The organism is Pseudomonas sp. TE3911 (assembly GCF_054062775.1).
The window spans coordinates 3,864,665-3,884,809 of sequence record NZ_JBSSFP010000001.1; the positions used below are offsets into that span (position 1 = coordinate 3,864,665).

The 20,145-nt window shown below is 59.8% G+C and carries 21 protein-coding genes and 1 tRNA gene; 12 read left to right on the top strand and 10 right to left on the bottom strand.

Going from position 1 to position 20,145, the window contains the following annotated elements; all coding sequences use genetic code 11:
- Positions 1 to 32: 32 nt before the first annotated feature.
- Together ACVWXD_RS17470 and ACVWXD_RS17475 are read left to right on the top strand one after the other, a co-directional pair.
- Entirely contained in the window at positions 33 to 899 is an 867-nt protein-coding gene (locus tag ACVWXD_RS17470; protein WP_099601382.1) for an MBL fold metallo-hydrolase, read from the top strand.
- Between the two features lie 34 nt (positions 900 to 933).
- The gene (locus tag ACVWXD_RS17475; protein WP_095184086.1) at positions 934 to 1,548 is read left to right on the top strand and encodes an NAD(P)-dependent oxidoreductase; all 615 of its coding nucleotides are present in this window, start codon (positions 934 to 936) and stop codon (positions 1,546 to 1,548) included.
- 40 nt (positions 1,549 to 1,588) lie between these two features.
- Here the strand turns inward: ACVWXD_RS17475 and ACVWXD_RS17480 are convergent, their stop codons facing one another.
- Positions 1,589 to 2,467: a LysR substrate-binding domain-containing protein gene (locus ACVWXD_RS17480; RefSeq protein ID WP_122752635.1), complete on the bottom strand. Its 879-nt coding sequence runs from the start codon at positions 2,465 to 2,467 to the stop codon at positions 1,589 to 1,591.
- 110 nt (positions 2,468 to 2,577) lie between these two features.
- Between ACVWXD_RS17480 and ACVWXD_RS17485 the strand changes: the two genes are divergently transcribed.
- From ACVWXD_RS17485 to ACVWXD_RS17500, 4 genes are all read left to right on the top strand, one after another.
- Positions 2,578 to 4,203 carry a 5-guanidino-2-oxopentanoate decarboxylase gene (locus ACVWXD_RS17485; protein WP_401382389.1) on the top strand — a complete coding sequence of 542 codons (1,626 nt, stop codon included), beginning with the start codon at positions 2,578 to 2,580 and terminating at the stop codon, positions 4,201 to 4,203.
- Positions 4,200 to 5,642 (top strand): aldehyde dehydrogenase family protein, encoded by a 1,443-nt coding sequence (locus ACVWXD_RS17490; protein ID WP_457371218.1) that lies wholly within the window; start codon positions 4,200 to 4,202, stop codon positions 5,640 to 5,642. Before ACVWXD_RS17485 ends, ACVWXD_RS17490 begins: the two co-directional genes overlap by 4 nt.
- Before the next feature lie 237 nt (positions 5,643 to 5,879).
- Complete coding sequence (locus tag ACVWXD_RS17495; protein WP_457371219.1) at positions 5,880 to 7,067, top strand: CynX/NimT family MFS transporter; 1,188 nt, start codon at positions 5,880 to 5,882, stop codon at positions 7,065 to 7,067.
- Positions 7,068 to 7,204: 137 nt separating this feature from the next.
- Positions 7,205 to 8,140 (top strand): LysR family transcriptional regulator, encoded by a 936-nt coding sequence (locus tag ACVWXD_RS17500; protein ID WP_099601376.1) that lies wholly within the window; start codon positions 7,205 to 7,207, stop codon positions 8,138 to 8,140.
- 3 nt (positions 8,141 to 8,143) lie between these two features.
- On the opposite strand, the gene ACVWXD_RS17505 is transcribed toward ACVWXD_RS17500, so the two are convergent.
- The 3 genes from ACVWXD_RS17505 to ACVWXD_RS17515 form a co-directional block, all read right to left on the bottom strand.
- The gene (locus tag ACVWXD_RS17505; protein WP_032888675.1) at positions 8,144 to 8,506 is read right to left on the bottom strand and encodes a 5-carboxymethyl-2-hydroxymuconate Delta-isomerase; all 363 of its coding nucleotides are present in this window, start codon (positions 8,504 to 8,506) and stop codon (positions 8,144 to 8,146) included.
- Between the two features lie 46 nt (positions 8,507 to 8,552).
- The gene (locus ACVWXD_RS17510) at positions 8,553 to 9,476 is read right to left on the bottom strand and encodes a LysR substrate-binding domain-containing protein (protein ID WP_017526706.1); all 924 of its coding nucleotides are present in this window, start codon (positions 9,474 to 9,476) and stop codon (positions 8,553 to 8,555) included.
- A gap of 106 nt (positions 9,477 to 9,582) precedes the next feature.
- Complete coding sequence (locus ACVWXD_RS17515; protein ID WP_163034878.1) at positions 9,583 to 9,729, bottom strand: hypothetical protein; 147 nt, start codon at positions 9,727 to 9,729, stop codon at positions 9,583 to 9,585.
- A 197-nt stretch (positions 9,730 to 9,926) separates the two neighbouring features.
- On the opposite strand from ACVWXD_RS17515, the gene tcuC reads away from it, so the two are divergent.
- Positions 9,927 to 11,231 carry an MFS transporter gene (tcuC, locus tag ACVWXD_RS17520; RefSeq protein WP_032888673.1) on the top strand — a complete coding sequence of 435 codons (1,305 nt, stop codon included), beginning with the start codon at positions 9,927 to 9,929 and terminating at the stop codon, positions 11,229 to 11,231.
- Positions 11,231 to 11,989, top strand: coding sequence for a substrate-binding domain-containing protein (locus ACVWXD_RS17525; RefSeq protein ID WP_122680432.1), 759 nt, complete (start codon positions 11,231 to 11,233; stop codon positions 11,987 to 11,989). The genes tcuC and ACVWXD_RS17525 overlap by 1 nt, the downstream gene beginning before the upstream one ends.
- Here ACVWXD_RS17525 and ACVWXD_RS17530 read toward each other — a convergent pair.
- Positions 11,981 to 12,883, bottom strand: coding sequence for a LysR family transcriptional regulator (locus ACVWXD_RS17530; protein ID WP_099601501.1), 903 nt, complete (start codon positions 12,881 to 12,883; stop codon positions 11,981 to 11,983). The two genes, ACVWXD_RS17525 and ACVWXD_RS17530, sit on opposite strands and share 9 nt — an antisense overlap.
- A gap of 211 nt (positions 12,884 to 13,094) precedes the next feature.
- Between ACVWXD_RS17530 and ACVWXD_RS17535 the strand changes: the two genes are divergently transcribed.
- Both ACVWXD_RS17535 and ACVWXD_RS17540 read left to right on the top strand, forming a co-directional pair.
- Positions 13,095 to 13,937 carry a DUF6216 family protein gene (locus tag ACVWXD_RS17535; RefSeq protein ID WP_095184080.1) on the top strand — a complete coding sequence of 281 codons (843 nt, stop codon included), beginning with the start codon at positions 13,095 to 13,097 and terminating at the stop codon, positions 13,935 to 13,937.
- Positions 13,938 to 14,005: 68 nt separating this feature from the next.
- On the top strand, positions 14,006 to 14,896 hold the full coding sequence (locus ACVWXD_RS17540; protein ID WP_241089440.1) for a hypothetical protein: 891 nt from the start codon (positions 14,006 to 14,008) through the stop codon (positions 14,894 to 14,896).
- A 240-nt stretch (positions 14,897 to 15,136) separates the two neighbouring features.
- Here ACVWXD_RS17540 and ACVWXD_RS17545 read toward each other — a convergent pair.
- From ACVWXD_RS17545 to dapA, 5 genes are all read right to left on the bottom strand, one after another.
- Positions 15,137 to 15,226: transfer RNA gene (locus tag ACVWXD_RS17545), tRNA-Ser, on the bottom strand.
- Positions 15,227 to 15,309: 83 nt separating this feature from the next.
- Positions 15,310 to 16,023, bottom strand: a complete 714-nt coding sequence (gene purC / locus ACVWXD_RS17550) for a phosphoribosylaminoimidazolesuccinocarboxamide synthase (RefSeq protein ID WP_003172493.1) — start codon at positions 16,021 to 16,023, stop codon at positions 15,310 to 15,312.
- A gap of 27 nt (positions 16,024 to 16,050) precedes the next feature.
- The gene (locus ACVWXD_RS17555) at positions 16,051 to 16,809 is read right to left on the bottom strand and encodes an MBL fold metallo-hydrolase (protein ID WP_032888564.1); all 759 of its coding nucleotides are present in this window, start codon (positions 16,807 to 16,809) and stop codon (positions 16,051 to 16,053) included.
- A 4-nt stretch (positions 16,810 to 16,813) separates the two neighbouring features.
- Positions 16,814 to 17,929, bottom strand: a complete 1,116-nt coding sequence (gene bamC / locus ACVWXD_RS17560; protein ID WP_122680213.1) for an outer membrane protein assembly factor BamC — start codon at positions 17,927 to 17,929, stop codon at positions 16,814 to 16,816.
- 17 nt (positions 17,930 to 17,946) lie between these two features.
- Positions 17,947 to 18,825 carry a 4-hydroxy-tetrahydrodipicolinate synthase gene (dapA, locus tag ACVWXD_RS17565; RefSeq protein ID WP_032888561.1) on the bottom strand — a complete coding sequence of 293 codons (879 nt, stop codon included), beginning with the start codon at positions 18,823 to 18,825 and terminating at the stop codon, positions 17,947 to 17,949.
- A 272-nt stretch (positions 18,826 to 19,097) separates the two neighbouring features.
- Between dapA and ACVWXD_RS17570 the strand changes: the two genes are divergently transcribed.
- Both ACVWXD_RS17570 and ACVWXD_RS17575 read left to right on the top strand, forming a co-directional pair.
- Positions 19,098 to 19,658 carry a glycine cleavage system protein R gene (locus ACVWXD_RS17570; RefSeq protein WP_003172487.1) on the top strand — a complete coding sequence of 187 codons (561 nt, stop codon included), beginning with the start codon at positions 19,098 to 19,100 and terminating at the stop codon, positions 19,656 to 19,658.
- Positions 19,659 to 19,668: 10 nt separating this feature from the next.
- The gene (locus tag ACVWXD_RS17575) at positions 19,669 to 20,142 is read left to right on the top strand and encodes a peroxiredoxin (protein WP_095184079.1); all 474 of its coding nucleotides are present in this window, start codon (positions 19,669 to 19,671) and stop codon (positions 20,140 to 20,142) included.
- Positions 20,143 to 20,145 lie beyond the last annotated feature (3 nt).

Here is a 20,145-nt window from a genome sequence, read left to right on the forward strand (position 1 = left end):
GCATCCTTTGAACCGATTGCTGGAGCTGCCCAATGCTTTCAACCCTCAAGCGCATGACCCTAGCCACCGCCGCCCTGGCCTTTGCCGCCCATGCCTCGGCGGCCGACTTGACCCTCGACGTGTACAACCCTGGCGAAGCGGCGATCTTCCCGGTGACCTCGGTGCTGGTCAGCGGCGCCAAAGACGCGATCCTGGTGGACGCGCAATTCGGCAAGGGCCAGGCCGAGCAACTGGTGCAAAAGATCCGCGCCAGCGGCAAACACCTGACCACCATTTACATCAGCCATGGCGATCCGGATTACTACTTTGGCCTCGACACCCTGACGGCCGCGTTCCCGGACGCCAAGGTGCTGGCTCCGCAACCGGTGGTCGACCACATCAACGCCACCGTGGCCGGCAAACTTGAGTTCTGGGGCCCGAAAATGGGCGCCGACAAACCGGCTAAAACCATCGTGCCCCAGGTGCTGCAAGGCCATAGCCTGACCCTTGAAGGGAAACAGTTGGACGTTATCGGCCTGGACGGCCCGCAGCCGGATCGCAGCTTTGTGTGGATCCCGTCGATCAAGGCGGTGGTCGGTGGCGTCGTGGTTGCCCAAAACATCCATGTGTGGATGGCCGATACCCAGGGCGCGCAATCCCACAAAGACTGGCTGGCCACCCTGCAACGCATCGAAAACCTGAAACCGCGTACCGTGATTCCGGGTCACTACCTGGGTACGCCGTCCGTGGCGTCGGTCACCTTTACCGCCGACTACATCAAGGCCTTCGACGTAGAAACCGCCAAGGCCAAAGACTCCGCCGCCCTCATCGCGGCCATGAAAAAGCGTTACCCCACCCTGGCGGACGAAAGCTCCCTGGAGCTGAGCGCAAAAGTCGCCAAGGGCGAAATGAAGTGGTGAAAACTCTCAAACCTTAACCGTACTGGAGAACGTCATGAGCAAGATCGCAATCATTGGGGCTACGGGCCGTGCCGGCAGCCAATTGCTGGAAGAAGCGTTGCGTCGTGGGCACAGCGTGACCGCCATTGCGCGTAACACCGACAAACTGGCAGCGCGCCCGAACGTCACTGTCAAACAAGTGGACGCGTTGGACGCCGATGCCCTGCAACAGGCCATCAGCGGCAACGACGTGGTGATCAGTGCCGCGCACTTCGCCACCCTGCCCGCCAGCGCCGTGATCGGGCCGGTGAAAAAGGCCGGTGTCAAACGCTTGCTGGTGGTGGGCGGTGCGGGTTCGCTGTTGCTGCCGGGTGGCGGTCGCGTGATCGACAGCGAAGGTTTCCCTGCTGAGTACAAGGCAGAGGCCAGCGCAGGAGCTGAATTCCTTGAAACCCTGCGTCAGGAACAAGAACTGGATTGGACTTTCCTGTCGCCATCGGCTCTGTTCGATGGCACCGAGCGCACCGGTAAATTCCGCCTGGGCCAGGATGATTTGCTGGTAAGCAGCGAAGGTACAAGCTCGATCAGCTTTGCCGACTATGCCATCGCGATGATTGACGAAGTGGAAACACCGAAGCACTCGCGCCAGCGTTTCACCGTCGGTTACTGACATTTGTGGGAGGGGGCTTGCTCCCTCCCACATTTGCCCTTCAGTGTTCTGGAGATTGTGCCTGGCTGACTAACCAATCCATTAGAGCTTCGAGCCCGGTCGACGGCGTCGTCCCCGGTGGATACACCAGGTAATACCCCATCCCCGTCTGTACCCGAAGTTCATACGGCATCACCAACCGCCCCGCCTTCACATCCTCGCCAATCAACGCACTGTCGCCTATCGCCACCCCGGAACCCTGGGAGGCCACCGTCATCGCCAAGTCCAGCGTTTCGAAATGATGGCCCTGGCTCAAATTGCTCAAGCGCGTGTTAGCAGCCTTCAACCATAACGCCCAGTCCCGTTCATCCCGCGTGGGATGCAGCAGCACCTGGTGCTGCAAGTCTTGCGGCGTGTGCAAGGCATCCGATAACCCCGGCGCGCAAACGGGCGTAAGTTGCTCATCGAACAAATGCCGCGCCTCGGCTGATTGTTCGGCAATGGGTGCGTAGATCACCGCTGCGTCAAACTGCTCGCGGCGAAAGTCCACGGTGTAAGCCACAGTGGTGGTGAGCTCCACCGGCACGTCCGGGCGCTCCTTTTGCCACTGCATCAAGCGCGGCAGCAACCAGCGCATCACACAGGTGGAGGCCTTGAGTTGCAGGGTCTGGCGGCGACTGCCGATCTGCTCCACCGCATCACCGAGCAAACCAAATACCTGCTGCGCACGCACTGACCACTCGCGCCCCTCTTCGGTCAGGCTCAAGCCCCGTGCCTGGCGTTGGAACAGCGCGTAACCCAAGTGACTTTCCAACCCGGCAATCTGCCGGCTCACCGCACCCTGAGTGATGTGCAGTTGCTCGGCGGCGCGGGTGAAGTTGCAGCACTGGGCCGTGACCCAGAAAGTGTGCAGCGCGGGCAGTGGTGGAAGACGTTTCATCGGGCTCAGCCATGACGTGAGGACATGGCTAGTATGACTTTTTATCGATTGTTGCCGCTACGGGCCAGCCGTTCCAATACCGCCTCGAATCAATAACAAGAGCGACTTGTATGGCGACCTGCGGCGAAGTGTTGGTGAAGCTCCTGGAAGGCTATGGCGTTGAACAGGTGTTTGGCATCCCCGGCGTGCACACCGTAGAGTTGTACCGCGGCCTGGCCCGTTCCAGTATCCGTCACGTCACCCCACGCCACGAGCAAGGGGCCGGGTTTATGGCGGACGGTTATGCACGCACCAGCGGCAAGCCCGGCGTGTGTTTCATCATCACCGGCCCAGGCATGACCAACATCACCACGGCCATGGGCCAGGCCTATGCCGACTCGATCCCGATGTTGGTGATTTCCAGCGTGCAATCACGCAGCCAGTTGGGCGGCGGGCGCGGCAAGTTGCATGAACTGCCGAACCAGAGCGCGATGATCGCGGGCGTGGCGGCGTTCTCCCATACCTTGATGTCGGCGGCGGAGTTGCCCGGGGTGCTGGCACGGGCATTTGCACTGTTCCAGGCCGGCCGTCCGCGGCCGGTGCATATCGAGATCCCGCTGGATGTGCTGGTGGAAAACGCCGACGCACTGCTGGGCAGCAAGCCGATCAGCGTCGCGCGCGCCGGTGCCGCACCCTCGGCGATCAAGCAGATGACTCAGTTGCTGGCGTGCGCCAAGCGCCCGTTGATTCTCGCCGGCGGCGGCGCCATCGATGCCGCGCCCGCGCTGACCCGCCTCGCCGAAACCCTCGGTGCGCCAGTGGCGCTGACCATCAACGCCAAAGGCATGCTGCCCGCCGCGCACCCGTTGCTGATCGGCTCCACCCAGACCTTGGTGGCCACCCGCGCATTAGTCGCCGAAGCCGATGTGGTGCTGGCCATCGGCACAGAGCTTGCGGAAACCGATTACGACGTGACCTTCGCGGGCGGGTTTGAAATTCCCGGCGCACTGCTGCGCATCGACATCGACCCGGACCAGACCGTGCGCAACTACACACCTCACGTCGCCTTGGTAGCCGATGCGCAGATCGCCACCGAAGCCGTGCTGGCCGAGTTGGACAGCAAGGAGTTACCCCTGCGCAACACCGACTGGGGCAGCCAACGCGTCGCGCGTTTGTGGGCTGAATTGGCCCCATCCTGGGACGCCGCCACCCGTGCGCAAACCCTGCTCCTCAATACGATCCTGGAAACATTGCCCGGTGCCGTCATGGTGGGCGACTCCACCCAACCGGTGTACAGCGGCAACCTCACCCTCAACCTCGACCACCCACGCCGCTGGTTCAACTCCTCTACCGGCTACGGCACCTTGGGTTACGCCTTGCCCGCCGCGATCGGCGCCTGGCTGGGGCGCGGCGATGGGCAACCGGTGGTGTGCCTGATCGGTGACGGCGGACTGCAATTCAGCCTGCCGGAACTGGCCAGCGCGGTGGAGGCACGCACGCCGATCATCGTGTTGCTGTGGAATAACCAGGGCTACGAGGAGATCAAGAAATACATGGTCAACCGCGCCATCGAGCCGGTCGGCGTGGACATCTACACACCGGACTTTGTCGGCGTGGCCAAGGCGCTGGGCTGCGCGGCTGAACGCATCGAGGGCATCGAGCCGTTACGCAACGCATTACTGGCCGCCTCTGATCGACAGGGGCCGACGCTGATTGAAATTGACCAAGAGCTTTGGATGAAGGAGGTCGCGGTATGAACGCAGTATTGAACGGTGTGTATATCGACGGCGAATGGCGTGCTGGCCACGACGTGCTGGAGGTGATCAACCCGGCGACCGAATCCCGCTTGGCCCAGGTCAGCGTAGGGGACATGGCTGCCGTGACCCAGGCAGTGGATGCCGCCAGTCGGGCGTTTGCCGGCTGGTCAAAAAGCACCGGCCGTGAGCGCGGCGCCCTATTACGCAAAATCGCCCAAGGCGCGCGCGAACAGCGCGAAGCCTTAATGCACCTGCAGTCGAGCAACAACGGCAAACCGCTGTTTGAGGCGGGCATCGATGTGGACGACGTGATCGCCACCTTCGAGTACTACGCAGGTGTTGCCGAGGACCTGGACGCCGGACAAGACCGGCCGGTGGCACTGCCCAGCGATGAGTTCAGCGCTCGCCTGCGCCGCGAGCCGTGTGGCGTAGTGGGGCTGATCGTGCCGTGGAATTTCCCCATGGTGACCACCGCCTGGAAACTCGCCCCCGCCCTCGCCTCCGGTTGCTGCGTGGTGCTCAAGCCGTCGGAAGTCACGCCCCTGGCAGAGCTGCAATTGGCGCGAATCATCGCCGAATCCGGGCTGCCCGCAGGCGTGTTCAACCTGGTCTGCGGCACGGGCCTGGCGGTCGGTGCACCGCTGGCAGCGGACCGTCGTGTGGCGAAAATCTCCTTTACTGGCAGTAATGCGGTGGGCGTGCAGGTGATGCAACGCGCCGCCGAAACCATCAAGGGCGTCAGTCTGGAACTGGGCGGCAAATCTTCGTTGCTGGTGCTGGCAGATGCTGACCTCGACTTGGCCGTGGAACTGGCCTGCGGCGGTGGATTTTTCAACGCCGGGCAGATGTGTTCTGCCACCAGCCGCGTCCTGGTGGCCGACACCTTGGCGGACGAATTCCTGCAACGCTTGCGGGCGCGGGCTGAAGGGATTCGCGTGGCTGACCCGTTTGCCGAGGACGTGGAAATGGGCGCGCTGATCAACCGTGCGCAGTATCAGCGGGTAGTGGGGCATATCCAGCGAGGCATCGAGGACGGCGCGCGGTTGCTGTGTGGCGGTGAACGTCCGGCGGATCTGGCCAGGGGTTATTTCATCCGCCCGACGGTGTTTACCGCTGTGCCGTTGGACAGTGCGTTATGGAACGAGGAAATCTTCGGCCCGGTGCTGTGTGTACGAAGTTTCGCAACTGAAGATGAGGCGATTGCCCTGGCCAACGACAGCGATTTCGGCCTGGTGGCCAGTGTGGTGGGCACCGATGTCGAGAGCGCCGAGCGAGTAGCAAATGCCCTGCAGGCCGGACTGGTATGGATCAACGCGCCGCAGGTGATCTTCCCGCAGACGGCGTGGGGGGGTTACAAGCAGAGCAGCATCGGACGCGAGCTGGGGCCTTGGGGGTTAGCGGCGTTTCAGGAGATAAAGCACGTCATTCGGTCTAACTGACACTGCAGCCCCTGCTGTAGAAGGTGAACCCCTGTGGGAGGGAGCTTGCCCCCGATAGCGGTGGATCAGTTACAGATGCTTAGACTGAAACACGGCTATCGGGGGCAAGCCCCCTCCCACATCTTGATTTGCGGTGTTTGTGGGAACTGCAATTTTTAGATAGTGCCTGCGACTTTCTCATTTGCCCCCCTGCCCCATGCGTGGCCTGATTCACCCTTGTTCACTCAAGGCAGGCCCATGGAAAACGTTCACGCAAAACCCACCACTGCCGTTTGGCTGATGATCAGCGTGGTGCTGGTCGCCCTTAACCTGCGCCCGTCGATGGCTGCAGTGGGGCCGTTGTTGTCTTCGATTCGTGGCGATGTGCCGTTGAGTTTCAGCAGCGCGGCGTTGCTGACCATGTTGCCGGTCATGACCATGGGCCTGGCGATGTTCTTTGGCATGGGCCTGGCCAAGCGTTTTGGTGAGCACCGCAGCATTGTCCTGTCGCTGCTGGTGATCGGCCTGGCGACGCTGTCGCGGTTGTTCCTGGATTCGGCGCTGGAGCTGATCGTCAGCGCGATTGCGGCGGGGATCGGTATTGCAATGATCCAGGCGTTGATGCCGGCGCTGGTCAAGTCGCGCTTCAGCGATAACGTTTCACTGTTCATGGGCCTGTACGTCACCGCCATCATGGGTGGCGCGGCGCTGGCGGCTTCGTTCTCGCCCTTCGTGCAAACGCACACCGGCAGTTGGCGTATCGGCCTGGCGATCTGGGCTGTGCTGGCGTTGCTCGCCTTGGTGTTCTGGTATGCCCAGCGCTCGGTAATGCCGCCATTACCCGAGGCCCGTTCCGGCCCGCAGGAATCATTTTTCGGCAATCGCCGCGCCTGGTTGCTGGCGATCTTTTTTGGTTTGGGCACTGCGTCCTACACATGTGTACTCGCGTGGCTGGCGCCGTACTACGTGGAGCAAGGCTGGAGCGAGCAGGACGCCGGTCTGCTGCTGGGCTTTCTGACCGCCATGGAAGTGGTGTCTGGCCTGATCACCCCCGCCATCGCCAACCGCCGCCAGGACAAACGCGGCGTGGTAGCCGTGCTGCTGGTGCTGATCATCATCGGTTTCTGCGGCCTGATTCTCAGCCCGCAATCCCTCAGTTTGCTGTGGCCGTGCCTGCTCGGCCTGGGCATCGGCGGCCTATTCCCCATGAGCCTGATCCTGTCCCTCGATCACTTGGACAACCCGCGCCGTGCCGGTGGCCTCACTGCCTTTGTGCAAGGCATCGGCTACCTGATTGCCGGCCTGTCGCCGCTGATCGCCGGGATGATCCGTGACCAACTGGGCAGTTTCGAATGGGCCTGGTGGTCGCTGACGGCGGTGATCGTATTGATGTTGCTGATCGTCACGCGCTTCAACCCGAGGCATTACGCGCAACATATCCGCTGAGGTCGTGTTGCAAACAGTATTTGTCCCACTGCAAACATAGAAACGCCCTACAGAGCTTTCTATTGGTACGCACGTTCCGTTAAGCTTTTGGGCTGTCTTGTACTGAGTTCGGTACAAAGGGTTTACGGACGAAACCGATGTTAAACAGTAACTTGCTCAGAAAACTCGATATGCAGGACTTGATGGTGTTTATCGCCGTCTACGACCAGAGCAGCGTTACCGAGGTGTCCGAAACGCTGTTCGTCAGCCAGTCCACCGTGAGCTACAGCCTGAAGAAGCTGCGCACCAGCTTTGAAGACGAGCTGTTTATCAACACCCGAGCGGGCATGCGTCCTACGTACAAGGCCACCACCATGTACGGCCATGTGCAGAAGATCCTCGAAAGCATCAACCTGTGCCACGCCGGTGGCCAGGCCTTCGACCCCACGCAAAAAGCCGTGACCTTCAACGTATGTGCACCGGAATACTTCGAACAGTTGATCCTGCCGCGCCTGCTGAAAACCTTCGACCGGGCCGACTTGCCGGTGATCGTCAATGTGCAGAAGCTGGAAACCGACATCCCCGCCGATGACTTGCGCGAAGGCCGTCTGGACTTGGTGATCTGCTTCGGCCCGCATTTTCATCGCGCCCACAAAGACTTCAAGACCCAGATGTTGCTAGAGGACGATTTGGTGTGTGTCTTCGATAAACGCTCAGCGCCCAGGGAGCCAGCATTCAGCCTGCAATCCTTCGTCGAACGGCGACATGTATTCCCCACGCCGTGGACCTCCGACACCAACATGATCGACGGCTGGCTGGCGCGCCAGGCCCACAAGCGCCAGGTGGTCGCCCGTGCTAACAGCTACAGCGCGGCATTGAAGATGATCACCGGCACCGACTTTATCCTCACCCTGCCCCGCCGCGTGCAAAAGCTACTGGCGCCGGAGCCGGTGTTCGGCCATTGCGAGGCGCCCAACGGGTTGCCGGGGTTCACCCTTGATATGCAGTGGAACGAAACCAGTGAACAGGACAGTGCCAATACCTGGTTTCGCGAGCAGGTGGTGAAGGTATGTGCCGATCAGGGCTTGTTGTAAGCCTTAGCCGATAGCGACTTTGCTATAGGCATCGCGGTCCATGTCGCGCAGTTCAACGCTCAGTTGTACCTGCACGCCTTCGGGCCACGGGCTAAGGTCCTGCAACACCGCCAGCAGGCTTTCCGACAGCTGCTGCTTGACCTGCGGCGAACGCCCGCTGAGCAATGACAGCTTCACCGCAATAAAGCCGCGCGGATTGAGGGAGGTACCTACCTGAAAATGCTCAAGCTTCACCGCACGGCTTTTGATATCGAACTCGGAGCCGAATTGCCCGGACGCCATTAGCACATTGTTGAGCCGCAACAGGGTTTTATCGACGGTCAGGTCTGTCAGGTTGGCGGTGTATTCCAGGTGCAGATGCGGCATGGGTTGCTCCGAGGCTTGTTGTAGGAAGATTCTTGAATATATAGCGTCACGCCTTGGCGCCCAACCCTCTATCGCTCATGAACGCCTCCAGTCTCGACCGCACCCAACGCTCGGCGGGGTCGGTGTCCACATGGCTGAGCCAAACCATGGACAAGTCCAACGTTGGTGTCTCGAACGGAAACGGCTCACAAAACAGATTGCCCGACACCGCCATGGCTTCGGCGGTGTAGTCCGGCAGGCTGGCGATGAGGTCGGTGCCGGCCAGCAACGCCGGCAACGCGCTGTATTGCGGTACCGATAAAACCACGTGGCGCTTACGGCCAATCTCGGCCAGCCACTCATCGGCAAAACCCGACACGTTGGCGGTGTGAGACACCAGCACATGGGGCCGCGAGCAATATTCGTCCAGGGTCAGCGGTGTGTCCGAGGCATCCGCGCGCAGGAGTCGCGGACGGATATGGCGCAGCAACTTGCGCTTGGCATTCGCCGGCAGACCACGGGTCTGGGTGATGCCAACGGTGATATCGCCGGACGCCAGCAGATCAGGGATGCGCCAATAATCCACATGCTGCACCACGAACACCACTTGGGGCGCTTCCTGGCGCAGCGCGCGCAGCAACGGCGGCAACAGGCCGAACTCGACATCGTCGGACAGACCGATGCGAAACGTCATGGTGCTGATGGACGGGTCAAAATCGTGGGTCAGGCTCAAGGCCGACGACAAGGAATCGAGGGCCGGGGACAGATGCTGAATGATTTCCTCGGCGCGCGCGGTGGGCTCCATGCGATGGCCAACACGAATAAACAATGGGTCGTTGAACAAGGTACGCAAACGGTTCAGGGCCGAACTGATGGTCGGCTGGCCGAGGAAAAGTTTCTCGGCCACCCGCGTCACATTGCGCTCAAGCATCAGTGCTTCGAAGACCACCATCAGATTGATGTCGGCCTTGCGTAATTCATTGCGATTCATCGGCGCCTGCCCGTTTCACCAAGACAGGTCGCAGTGTAGAAAGCGCGGCGCACGCCGTCTATGCGCTTAATTGCCGATAAGCTAGCATCACAGGCGGATAGGTTGCTCAGGGCTTGAGCGGAAACTCCTGATCGCGCTCGGAAAGCTCCGTACCGTCGTCCGGATGCTTCCAGGTCTGCGGCTTTTCCTCTTCGCGCTGCCGCTGGGGTTGCTCACGCTCTGGTTCATCGCGCCGCTTTTGTTCGTTACCCATAGCCACCTCTTTCCTTAAGCATAGGTCACCTGTTCAAGCATAGGACAGGGAAAGAGATTTTGACGGCCACAGGGATTGATAATCCCTGAACATCAATAAAGCCAAAATTTTCACTTATCATTTCTAAATGTGTCAGCCACTATCCATAGTCTTAAGCGAAATAAGCACTTTGAAAAGAACGCTGGAGACACAAAACCATGACTAGCCCTTCCCGCCCCGACTCTGCCCGCTCGAAAGTTGGCGCGGTATTCCGCGTTACTTCGGGCAATTTCCTCGAACAGTTCGACTTCTTTCTGTTTGGTTTCTACGCCACCTACATCGCGGCTGCGTTCTTCCCGGCCGCTAATGAGTTTGCGTCATTAATGATGACCTTCGCCGTGTTTGGCGCAGGCTTCCTGATGCGCCCACTTGGCGCAATCATTCTCGGTGCCTACATCGACGACGTCGGTCGCCGCAAAGGGCTGATCGTGACCCTCTCGATCATGGCCAGCGGTACGTTGCTGATCGTGCTGGTGCCGGGTTATCAGACCATTGGCCTGTGGGCACCGCTGCTGGTGTTGCTTGGTCGCTTGCTGCAAGGCTTCTCGGCCGGTGCGGAACTGGGCGGGGTGTCGGTGTACTTGTCTGAGATGGCCACCCCAGGCCGTAAAGGCTTCTACACCAGCTGGCAGTCGGGCAGCCAACAGATCTCCATCGTGGTCGCCGCTGCGCTGGGTTATGGCCTGAACGTGTGGATGGAACCGTCGGTGGTTGCCGACTGGGGCTGGCGCATTCCGTTCGCCGTCGGTTGCGTGATCATTCCGTTTATCTTTGTGCTGCGTCGCAACCTGGAGGAAACCGAAGAGTTCGCCAACCGCAAGCATCGCCCGACCATGCGCGAAGTGCTGGCAACCCTGGTGAAAAACTGGACCGTTGTGATCGGCGGCATGCTGATGGTGGCCATGACCACTACCGCGTTCTACCTGATCACCGTGTACGCGCCGACCTTCGGCAAGACCGTGCTGCAACTGAGCACCTCGGACGCCTTGCTGGTGACGTTGCTGGTGGCCGTGTCGAACTTTGTATGGCTCCCCATCGGCGGCACCCTCAGCGATCGCTTCGGCCGCAAGCCGGTACTGATCGCCATGACAGCGCTGGCGGTTCTTACAGCGTATCCAGCACTGTCTTACGTGGTGAATGCACCGAGCTTCGGCCATATGCTGGAAACCCTGCTGTGGTTCTCCTTCCTCTATGGCATGTACAACGGCGCGATGATCCCGGCGCTGACCGAAATCATGCCGGTGGAAGTGCGCGTGGCGGGCTTTTCCCTGGCCTATAGCCTGGCAACTGCGATCTTCGGTGGCTTCACCCCGGCGATCTCCACCTGGTTCATCCACATCACCGGGGACAAGGCCTCACCGGCCTACTGGATGATGTTCGCCGCACTGTGCGCACTGTGTTCGACCCTGGCGTTGTACCGCCGCGCCAACACTCGCGGGCAGATGCTGCAGGGGGCGGTATGATGCGACCTCTGCTCAACACACTGGCGGCCTTGGCCCTCGGCGCGCTGGCGCTGTCGGCCCAGGCCGAGGAGCTCAAGGTAATGACCTCCGGTGGCTTCACCGCCGCTTATAAGTTGCTTGGCCCGCAGTATGCCCAGCAAAGCGGTGACACCCTCGATACCATTCTCGGCCCGTCCATGGGCAAGGCGCCGGAAGCGATTCCCAACCGCCTGGCCAGGGGCGAACACGCCGATGTGGTGATCATGGTCGGCTACGCCCTGGATGACTTGATCAAACAAGGCAAGGTCGACCCAGCGTCTCGCGTGGAACTGGCGGACTCGCGGATTGGTTTGGTGGTGAAGGAAGGCGCGGCGAAACCCGCCATCGGCACCGATGCAGAGCTGAAGGCAGTGCTGAGCAAGGCCAAGTCAGTGGCGTACTCGGACAGTGCCAGCGGTGTGTATGTCGAGAAAGAGCTGTTCAAGAAGCTCGGCATGCCGGCCAAGGGCACGATGATCGAACGTATTCCGGTGGCTGAACAGGTTGCCAAAGGTGACTACGAAGTGGGTCTGCAGCAGGTCGCCGAATTGTTGCCCGTACCGGGCGTGACCTATGTGGGCAAAATCCCCGAAGACGTGCAGTCCGTTACGCGTTTTGCAGCAGGTATTCCGGTGAACGCCGAACACCCGACCCAAGCCAAGGCGTTGCTGAAGTACCTGGCCTCGCCCGAGGCGCAACCGCTGGTGCAATCCACCGGCCTGGATTCGGTGTCACGCTGACCGAAACGGCATCTCCCGCACCAACCGTTCCAACTCCAGCGCCGCGGGCGGCAATGTCCGCCCGCGGCGCTTGATCAAGCCCACATTGCGCATCACCTGCGGCTCCACCAACGGCACGCTTACCAGAACCGGGTGCGCGCACGCCGGCATTGCAATCGAAGGCACCATCGCTACCCCCAACCCCGCCTCCACCAACGCGATCATGGTGGTCACGTGGTGCGTCTCGCAGACACTCGGTTTTTTCACACGTACGCCGCGCAAGGCCTGGTCAAGCAGGAAGCGGTTGCCCGAAGTTTTGTCCACCGTGATGTAGTCATGCTCAAAGGCTTCGGCCCAGGTCACGCTGTCACGTTCGGCCAACGGGTGATCACGGCGACAGGCGAGTACGTATCGCTCCTGCAGCAGCAATTCGAACTCCACTTCATCGGGCAGGCTGCCGCTGAAACTCACGCCAAAATCCGCCTCGCCATTTTCCACCGCATTGCACACCTCACCGGCACTGGCATCCAGCACCCGCAGGCGAATCTTTGGATACAGCTTGTGGAATTCGGAGATCACGTGAGGCATGAAGTAGTACGCAGTCGAAGGCACGCAGGCGATGATGACATCGCCCATGCGCGTGGACGCGACGTTACTGATGCCCATCAGCGCGATGTCGAGGTCGTCGAGCATGCGCTCGACTTGCGGCAGGAATGCACGGCCCACCATGGTCAGGCTGACCCGTCGGGTGGTGCGCTCGAACAGCTTTACATCAAGCGCGGATTCAAGTTTTTCGATGCGCCGACTGAGCGCCGGTTGCGAGATACGGATGGCCTCCGCGGCGCCGCGAAAACTGCCCTTGTCTACCACAGCGCGGAAGGCTTGGAGGTCGTTGAGGTCGAAGTTAATGATCACGGAGAACGGCCAGTCAATAGCGGGATGGACGGCATTATCGTACGACTGTCGGTGGGAAGCCATGCATGAGGACCGCCAGAAAAACTGCAGTTGTGGCTTAGCCGGATTCTGAGAGCCCCGTCAGTTGCTTCCTGTTTTTTCTGACGTAAAGACACGCTCGCTCTGGTTCCCTAGAATCCCGCGTTCGACTTTATGACTAATGGACCCAGCCATGGCCGAACCGATCGTAAAAAGCACACCACTGACTTGGTACGTCGAGCATTTCGCCTTCTTCAGCGGTGCCTTTACCTTTCTCGCTATCGCGGGGCTGTTGATATTTATCTACCGACGTTCCGGATCGCTGCTGTTTTTGCGGGATTGGATATGGCGGTTTTTTGGGGGCAAAACGCGCTTCGAAACAGAACGTTTTGAACGCATGCGCAAGGATTTGCGCGAGCTTGAATATTACCGCTACGAATTCAACATCCCTGCCAAAACGCTGCGGGAGGCAGACTTGGCCGAGGATTGGATGTACAGCAATGAATTCGCCCCGCGCGACTTCGGCCGCGTGAAGCGCTACATAGAGTGGGGCGACTTCACAGCGCTGAATTTCATCACCCGGCGGTTCGCACAATGGCGCATCAACTGTTTTTTTGTACTCGCTTTCGTGCTTTTGGCAGGTGTAGCCATTGCGGTTCCTCTGATTGAATCAAAGTACCTGATGGTGTCCCTGAAAAACGCCCCAGATGCTCCATCGTTCTATTTATCTGAAGATAACGTGAAGTTCGGCATCTGGTCCGACAACGTCCTGATGGTAGAACACTGCCGGTCGTCCGAGTCGCTACAGGCTTTTCTTCTCCCGGGATTACCGGAAGAGAAACTCGACATCATTTGCTCATTCTTCCTCGACAAGAACTACAACAAATACGTACGAGAGGGTTTGAGCGAACAGCGCGGGCTACTGTTCTCGCTGGTACTCGTGTCGATGGCCTGGATGATTTACCTGGTGATCCTGATCGCGCGAATGGAAGTCGCCCGACGACTCTACAGACAATGGCAGGCCAACCAGTCTTGAAAAAGCTGCCTTGAAAAAAGCACTTAGGTGCGTAGTCTGCAATCCGTCCGTTTTCGACTGAGAGTTCAATGAGCAAGGCATCCGGCAGAAAAACGCTACATCGAGCGCTGAAAGGAGCTGTATGCCTGGTAGGCCTGCCCTGCCTCGCCGCGCTGGGCTTCTTCACTTGGCAAAACTTCTACCCCGTGAGTACGGCGAGCGGCTGGACTGTTCAGGTGCTGCACCGCGATGTGCCCAAAGCTGCCTCGCTGATGCCGTTACCGGACGGCGCGTTGATGGTCAGCCAGGAGCTCGACGACGCCAAGGGCAGTATCGTGCGCATTCACCTGGACGGGACACGCGAAGTGGTGGTGGGCAAGCTGTCCAAACCCGACGGTATGCTCTCCACCCGTGGCGGCTGGGTATTCAGCCAGGAAGCACTCGACTCTCCCGTCAGCTTCCTCAAGGACGGTACCGTCACAGAGTTATTCAGGGGCGAAAACGTGCAAGGTCTGTGGGACGACGGGGACTACCTCTATGCGATGGAGGACCGTCGCGACGAGGGCCGTCTCCTGCGTTATCGCTGGAGCGACCGGACCTTGAGCGTCGTGCGCAAAGACCTCGATGAGGGTGAATCCATCATCCGCTGCACCGATGGCCGCATGCTCTACACGAAGAAGAAAGAAGGCACGGTGCGTGAGCTAGCCGCAGACGGCAGTGATCCGGTGGTACTGGCCAAGCTGAACCAGCCGACGTTTTTGATGTGCGATGAGCGCGGGTTATGGATCAATGAAGACGCCACCCACCGTGCGCGGCTGTTGCTGATCGACAAACAAGGGCACCAGCAGACGATTTTGTCGTTCTTGAAAGCGCCACAATCGATCGTGCCGACTGCGCGCGGGACTTATCTGCTGGCCGAGGGCGGACGTGATCGCGTATTGGAGCTGACCCCGCCCCAACCCGCCGTCGCGCAGGAGTGAGCGCGCTGCTTATGCAGGTGATGCCATTTAGTGCGAGCGCCTCGGTGAGCGTCTCTCGGTAAATCAATATACCCGTCTCCCAAAAAACGATGGCGTGTCGACGAAGACCGGCAAACACCCAGGCTTCAATCTTGGAAGGAGGTATGAACAAAGCTGTGCGGAAGGGTATGTAGGACTTTTATGGCACCAAAAACGAAAAAGCCCCGTAGCTTATTCAGCTACGGGGCTTTTTCTATGTAATGGCGGAGAGATAGGGATTCGAACCCTAGGTACCGGTGAAGGTACAACGGATTTCGAATCCGTCCCATTCGGCCACTCTGGCATCTCTCCAACGGCGCGCATCATAACAGCATGATTCGTGGATGCAAAGCGCCTAAGCGATTTTTTTCCGTGCTATCAGATGCTTGCGTCGATTACAGCGGTACGCCGAGACGATTGGCGACTTCTTCGTAAGCTTCGATAACGTCACCGAGGCCCTGGCGGAAGCGGTCTTTGTCCATCTTCTTCTTGGTGTCCTTGTCCCACAGGCGGCAGCCGTCCGGGCTGAATTCGTCGCCCAGGACGATGGAACCGTCGTGGAACACACCGAATTCCAGCTTGAAGTCCACCAGCAGCAGGCCTGCGTCGTCGAACAGCTTGCTCAGTACGTCGTTGACCTTGAGGGACAGCTCTTTCATGCGAGCCAGTTGCTCAGCGGTGCCCCAGCCAAATGCCACGACGTGGGATTCGTTGATGAACGGGTCGCCCTTGGCGTCGTCCTTCAGGAACAGTTCGAACGTGTAAGGGTTGAGCTTGAGGCCCTCCTCCACACCCAGGCGCTTGACCAAGCTGCCGGCGGCGTAGTTACGCACGACGCATTCGACCGGGATCATGTCCAGCTTCTTCACCAGGCACTCGTTGTCGCCCAGCAGTTTGTCGAATTGGGTCGGAATGCCGGCCTCTTCGAGTTTCTGCATGATGAAGGCGTTGAACTTGTTGTTAACCATCCCCTTGCGGTCCAGTTGTTCGATGCGCTTGCCGTCGAACGCCGAGGTGTCGTTGCGAAACAGCAGGATCAGGCGGTTGGCGTCGTCGGTCTTGTAAACCGACTTGGCCTTGCCGCGGTAGAGTTCTTCACGTTTTTCCATGATGGGCTCCGCTTTGAGTGAGGTGGGCTAGGCGATATGTCGCCAGTCGAGCCCTGAATCTTGATCGGCCAATTGCAGCCAGTCCGGGTCGCACCCGAGGGTGTCGACAAAACATTGCCGGGCAAGCGTCGGCAGGTTGTTCTTGCTGCTCAGGTGGGCCAGGACCAGGTGTTGCAGGTCTTGCCAGCCCAACTCATACACCAGGTACGCCGCCTGGTGGTTGTTCAAATGTCCCAGTTCGCCGCCCACCCGCTGCTTGAGAAAGTAGGGATAGTGACCGCGAGCCAGCAGGTCTCGGCAGTGGTTGGACTCGATCATCAAGGCATCGAGGTCGCGGTAACCGTCCAGCACCTTGGCGCAGTAGGAGCCCAGGTCGGTCAGCACGCCGAAGCGTCGCTGGCCATCACTGAATACATACTGCGTCGGCTCCTGAGCGTCGTGCGCCACGGCAATCACATCAATGCTCAAGGCACCGATTTGCAGTTGCTCACCGCCAGCCAGGAAACCTGCGGGCTCAATGGGCTTGCGCATCCCGCGCAAGGTGCCGCGACTCAGGTACACCGGAAGATTGTAGCGCCGAGACAGCAAACCCACGCCATGCACGTGATCGGCATGTTCGTGGGTCACTAGAATAGCGCTCAGCTGCGTGGGGTGAACCCCCAGGCGCAGCAGGCGCCGCTCGGTTTCTTTTAACGAGAAACCACAATCCACCAGTACGTACGTGTCGTCGTGGGCGACCAGCGTGCCGTTCCCTTGGCTACCGCTACCGAGAACAGCAAAACGCATCGGATCAGCCCAGGTTGTCCTGAATTACGCCCAACACTTTGCGGGCTGTTTCAGCCGGCGCAACGGTGTTGATGTTCTTCTCAACAGTGACTTGCACAGTCTCGCCAACCTTGCTCAAACGAACCTGATAACGCTCGGCGCGGGTCTCGATTTCTTCCTTGGTCGGCTGGCTGCCAAACAGCTTGCCGAAGAAACCAGGCTCGTCGTCTTTGCGCTCGGCCTTTTCAGCCACGTTGATGTAGTAGAGGCCGAGGCTACGGTTGATGTCTTCAACACGCCAAGGGCCTTGCTCCAACGCGCGACCGACGCTGGCCCAGGCGCGGTCCAGGTCTTCACCCAGGTTCAGCACCACGTTACCACTGCCGTCCTCGGTGAGGCTGACGCGGCTCGGGGTGTCGTAATCACGTGCGGCGAGCAGGGAAACGGAACCGCCCTTCTCGGAAATACGGCTCATGCTGGCCAGCATCTCGTCGACCAGTGCCGAGTCAACGCCGGTGTTGACCGAACGGTTGGTGAAGGCGACGTTGGCGGTGCTGCCGGCAGGACGCTCGGCACTCACCACGTAGACTTCACTGGTATTGCGCTGCACGCCTGGCTCGATGCGAACACGCACGCGGGCTTCGCTGTCAGCCGCTACACCACTGGCTTGCAAACGCTTGGCCATGGTGGCGGACAGTTCGCTGCCTTGCTGCCATGCCGTGGTGAATTCGCCGGTCTGCGGGCGCTGCTCGTCGATGCGGAAACCGTTGTCCTGGAAGAACTGCACCGCCACTGGCCAGACTTCGGCAGGTGGGCGCTGAGCAACGATCCAGCGGGAATCACCGCTCTTCTGGAGGCTGTAGTCGCTGGCATCCGCCACGGCCGAGATCGGCTGTGGACGTGGCACTACGTATTCACCCTTGGTGGTGTCGTCGGCAACGTTGCGTGGAATCGGCAGCAACGGGTCAAGACGCTTTGCAACGTTGACGTCTGGCGGCAACTGCATCGGTTTGGTTGCTTGTGCTTCCAGGTAATCGCTGCCGCGGTCACGGAAGTAGCCTTCCGGGCCCCAGATCCAACCGCAGCCACTGGTGCTGGAGATAATCAAGGCAAGTGCGGAAAGTCCGGCCAATCGCTTCATGCGTAGTGCTTCCTCAATTAAACCAGGACGCCGGACTGGCGCAGGGCCTGTCGCAGCGGTTCGTGACAGGCTTCGCTGAGACGGGTGAGCGGCAGACGGATACCGTCCGGCATCAAGCCCATCTCGAACAGCGCCCATTTCACGGGAATAGGGTTGGATTCGATAAAGAGTGTCTTGTTGAGCGGCATCAGCTTCTCGTGGATCGCACGGGCGGTCACGGCGTCGCCAGCGATGGCAGCAGCGCACATGTCACTCATGGCACGTGGGGCCACGTTGGCGGTCACGGAGATGTTGCCCTTGCCACCCAGCAGAATCAGCTCGACAGCCGTGGCGTCGTCACCGGAATACAGCAGGAAGTCGCTGCTCACACCGGCCAGGATGTCTTTGGCGCGCTGCAGGTCGCCAGTGGCTTCCTTGATGCCGATGATGTTCGGCACGGTGGACAGGCGGATCACGGTCTCGGCCTTCATATCGCACGCGGTACGACCCGGCACGTTATAGAGGATCTGCGGGATGTCGACGGCTTCGGCAATGGTGCGGAAGTGCTGGTACAGGCCTTCCTGGGTCGGCTTGTTGTAGTACGGAGTCACCAGCAGGCAGGCGTCGGCGCCAGCCTTCTTGGCGTTTTTGGTCAGCTCGATCGCTTCGCGCGTCGAGTTGGCACCCGTACCGGCGATCACGGCGATGCGGCCCGCAACACGCTTGACCACGAACTCAATCACCTGGATGTGTTCTTCCACATCGAGGGTGGCCGACTCACCTGTGGTGCCGACCGCCACAATGGCGTTGGTGCCTTCTTGCAGGTGGAAGTCCACCAGTTTGCCCAGGCTGTCCCAGTCGAGATGACCTTGTGCATCCATGGGTGTGACCAGTGCCACCATACTGCCCGCAATCATGCAACCGCTCCTGCCGGAAAAAGAGAGCCGTAATGGTACTGGCGCCAAGATGCTTGTACAAGCGAAGTACCGCGTGAGGATGCGTTCTGGGGCAACTAAACGATGGGCAATGCCATCATTGGACGAAAGCATGGGTTACAGCAGGCTGGAATCACGCCGTTCACGTAATGAAAACGCCACCTCCTATCCCTTGGCGGCGCTTTTCGCTACCCTTCATGCTTTGATCGATACGGCCCTCATGGTATCGACCGCTCATCGTTTAGGAAGGCTGCATGTCCACCCCCACAGTTCGCGAACAATTCCTTGTTATCAGTGCCCTCGGCGCCAACCCCATGGAGCTGACGAACGTCCTGTGCCGCGCCAGCCATGAAAACCGCTGCGCCGTCGTGACCTCCCGCCTGACACGCCATGGCGAGTGCAGTGCGCTGGTCCTCCAGATCTCCGGCACCTGGGACGCCCTGGCACGCCTGGAAACCGGCCTGCCGGGCCTGGCCAAGAAACATGACTTCACCGTCAATGTAGTGCGTAGCGCCGCGCTGGAAAACCGTCCCCAGGCCCTGCCTTATGTGGCTTACGTCAGCTCGGCGTACCGCTCGGACATCGTCAACGAGTTGTGCCAGTTCTTTATCGACCATAACGTCGAACTGGAAAACCTGACCTGCGACACCTACCAGGCCCCGCAAACCGGCGGCACCATGCTCAACGCCACTTTCACCGTGACCCTGCCAGCCGGTGTGCAGATCAGTTGGCTGCGCGACCAGTTCCTGGATTTCGCCGACGCACTAAACCTCGACGCGTTGATCGAACCATGGCGCCCACAGAACCCAATGTAAGGAAGTATTCATGGCAGTAGTCATCGACCAACCCATAGCCGACTTCGAAGCCCAGGCCACCAGCGGCCAGACTTTTAGCCTTGCGGCCCTCAAGGGTAAGCAGGTGGTGATCTACTTCTATCCGAAGGACAGCACCCCCGGCTGCACCACTGAAGGCCAAGGCTTCCGTGACCAGTACGCGGCGTTCCAAGCGGCCAACACTGAAGTGTTTGGCGTGTCGCGCGACAGCGTGAAGTCCCACGAGAACTTCAAAGGCAAGCAGGAATTCCCTTTCGAGCTGATCAGCGACAAAGACGAGGCGGTTTGCCAGCTGTTTGATGTGATCAAACTGAAGAAGCTTTACGGCAAGGAATACTTGGGTGTGGATCGCAGCACCTTCCTGATCGACAAGGAAGGCGTGCTGCGCCAGGAATGGCGTGGCGTAAAAGTGCCAGGGCATGTGGATGCTGTACTGACAGCAGCGCAGGCTTTGAATAAGGCCTGAAAA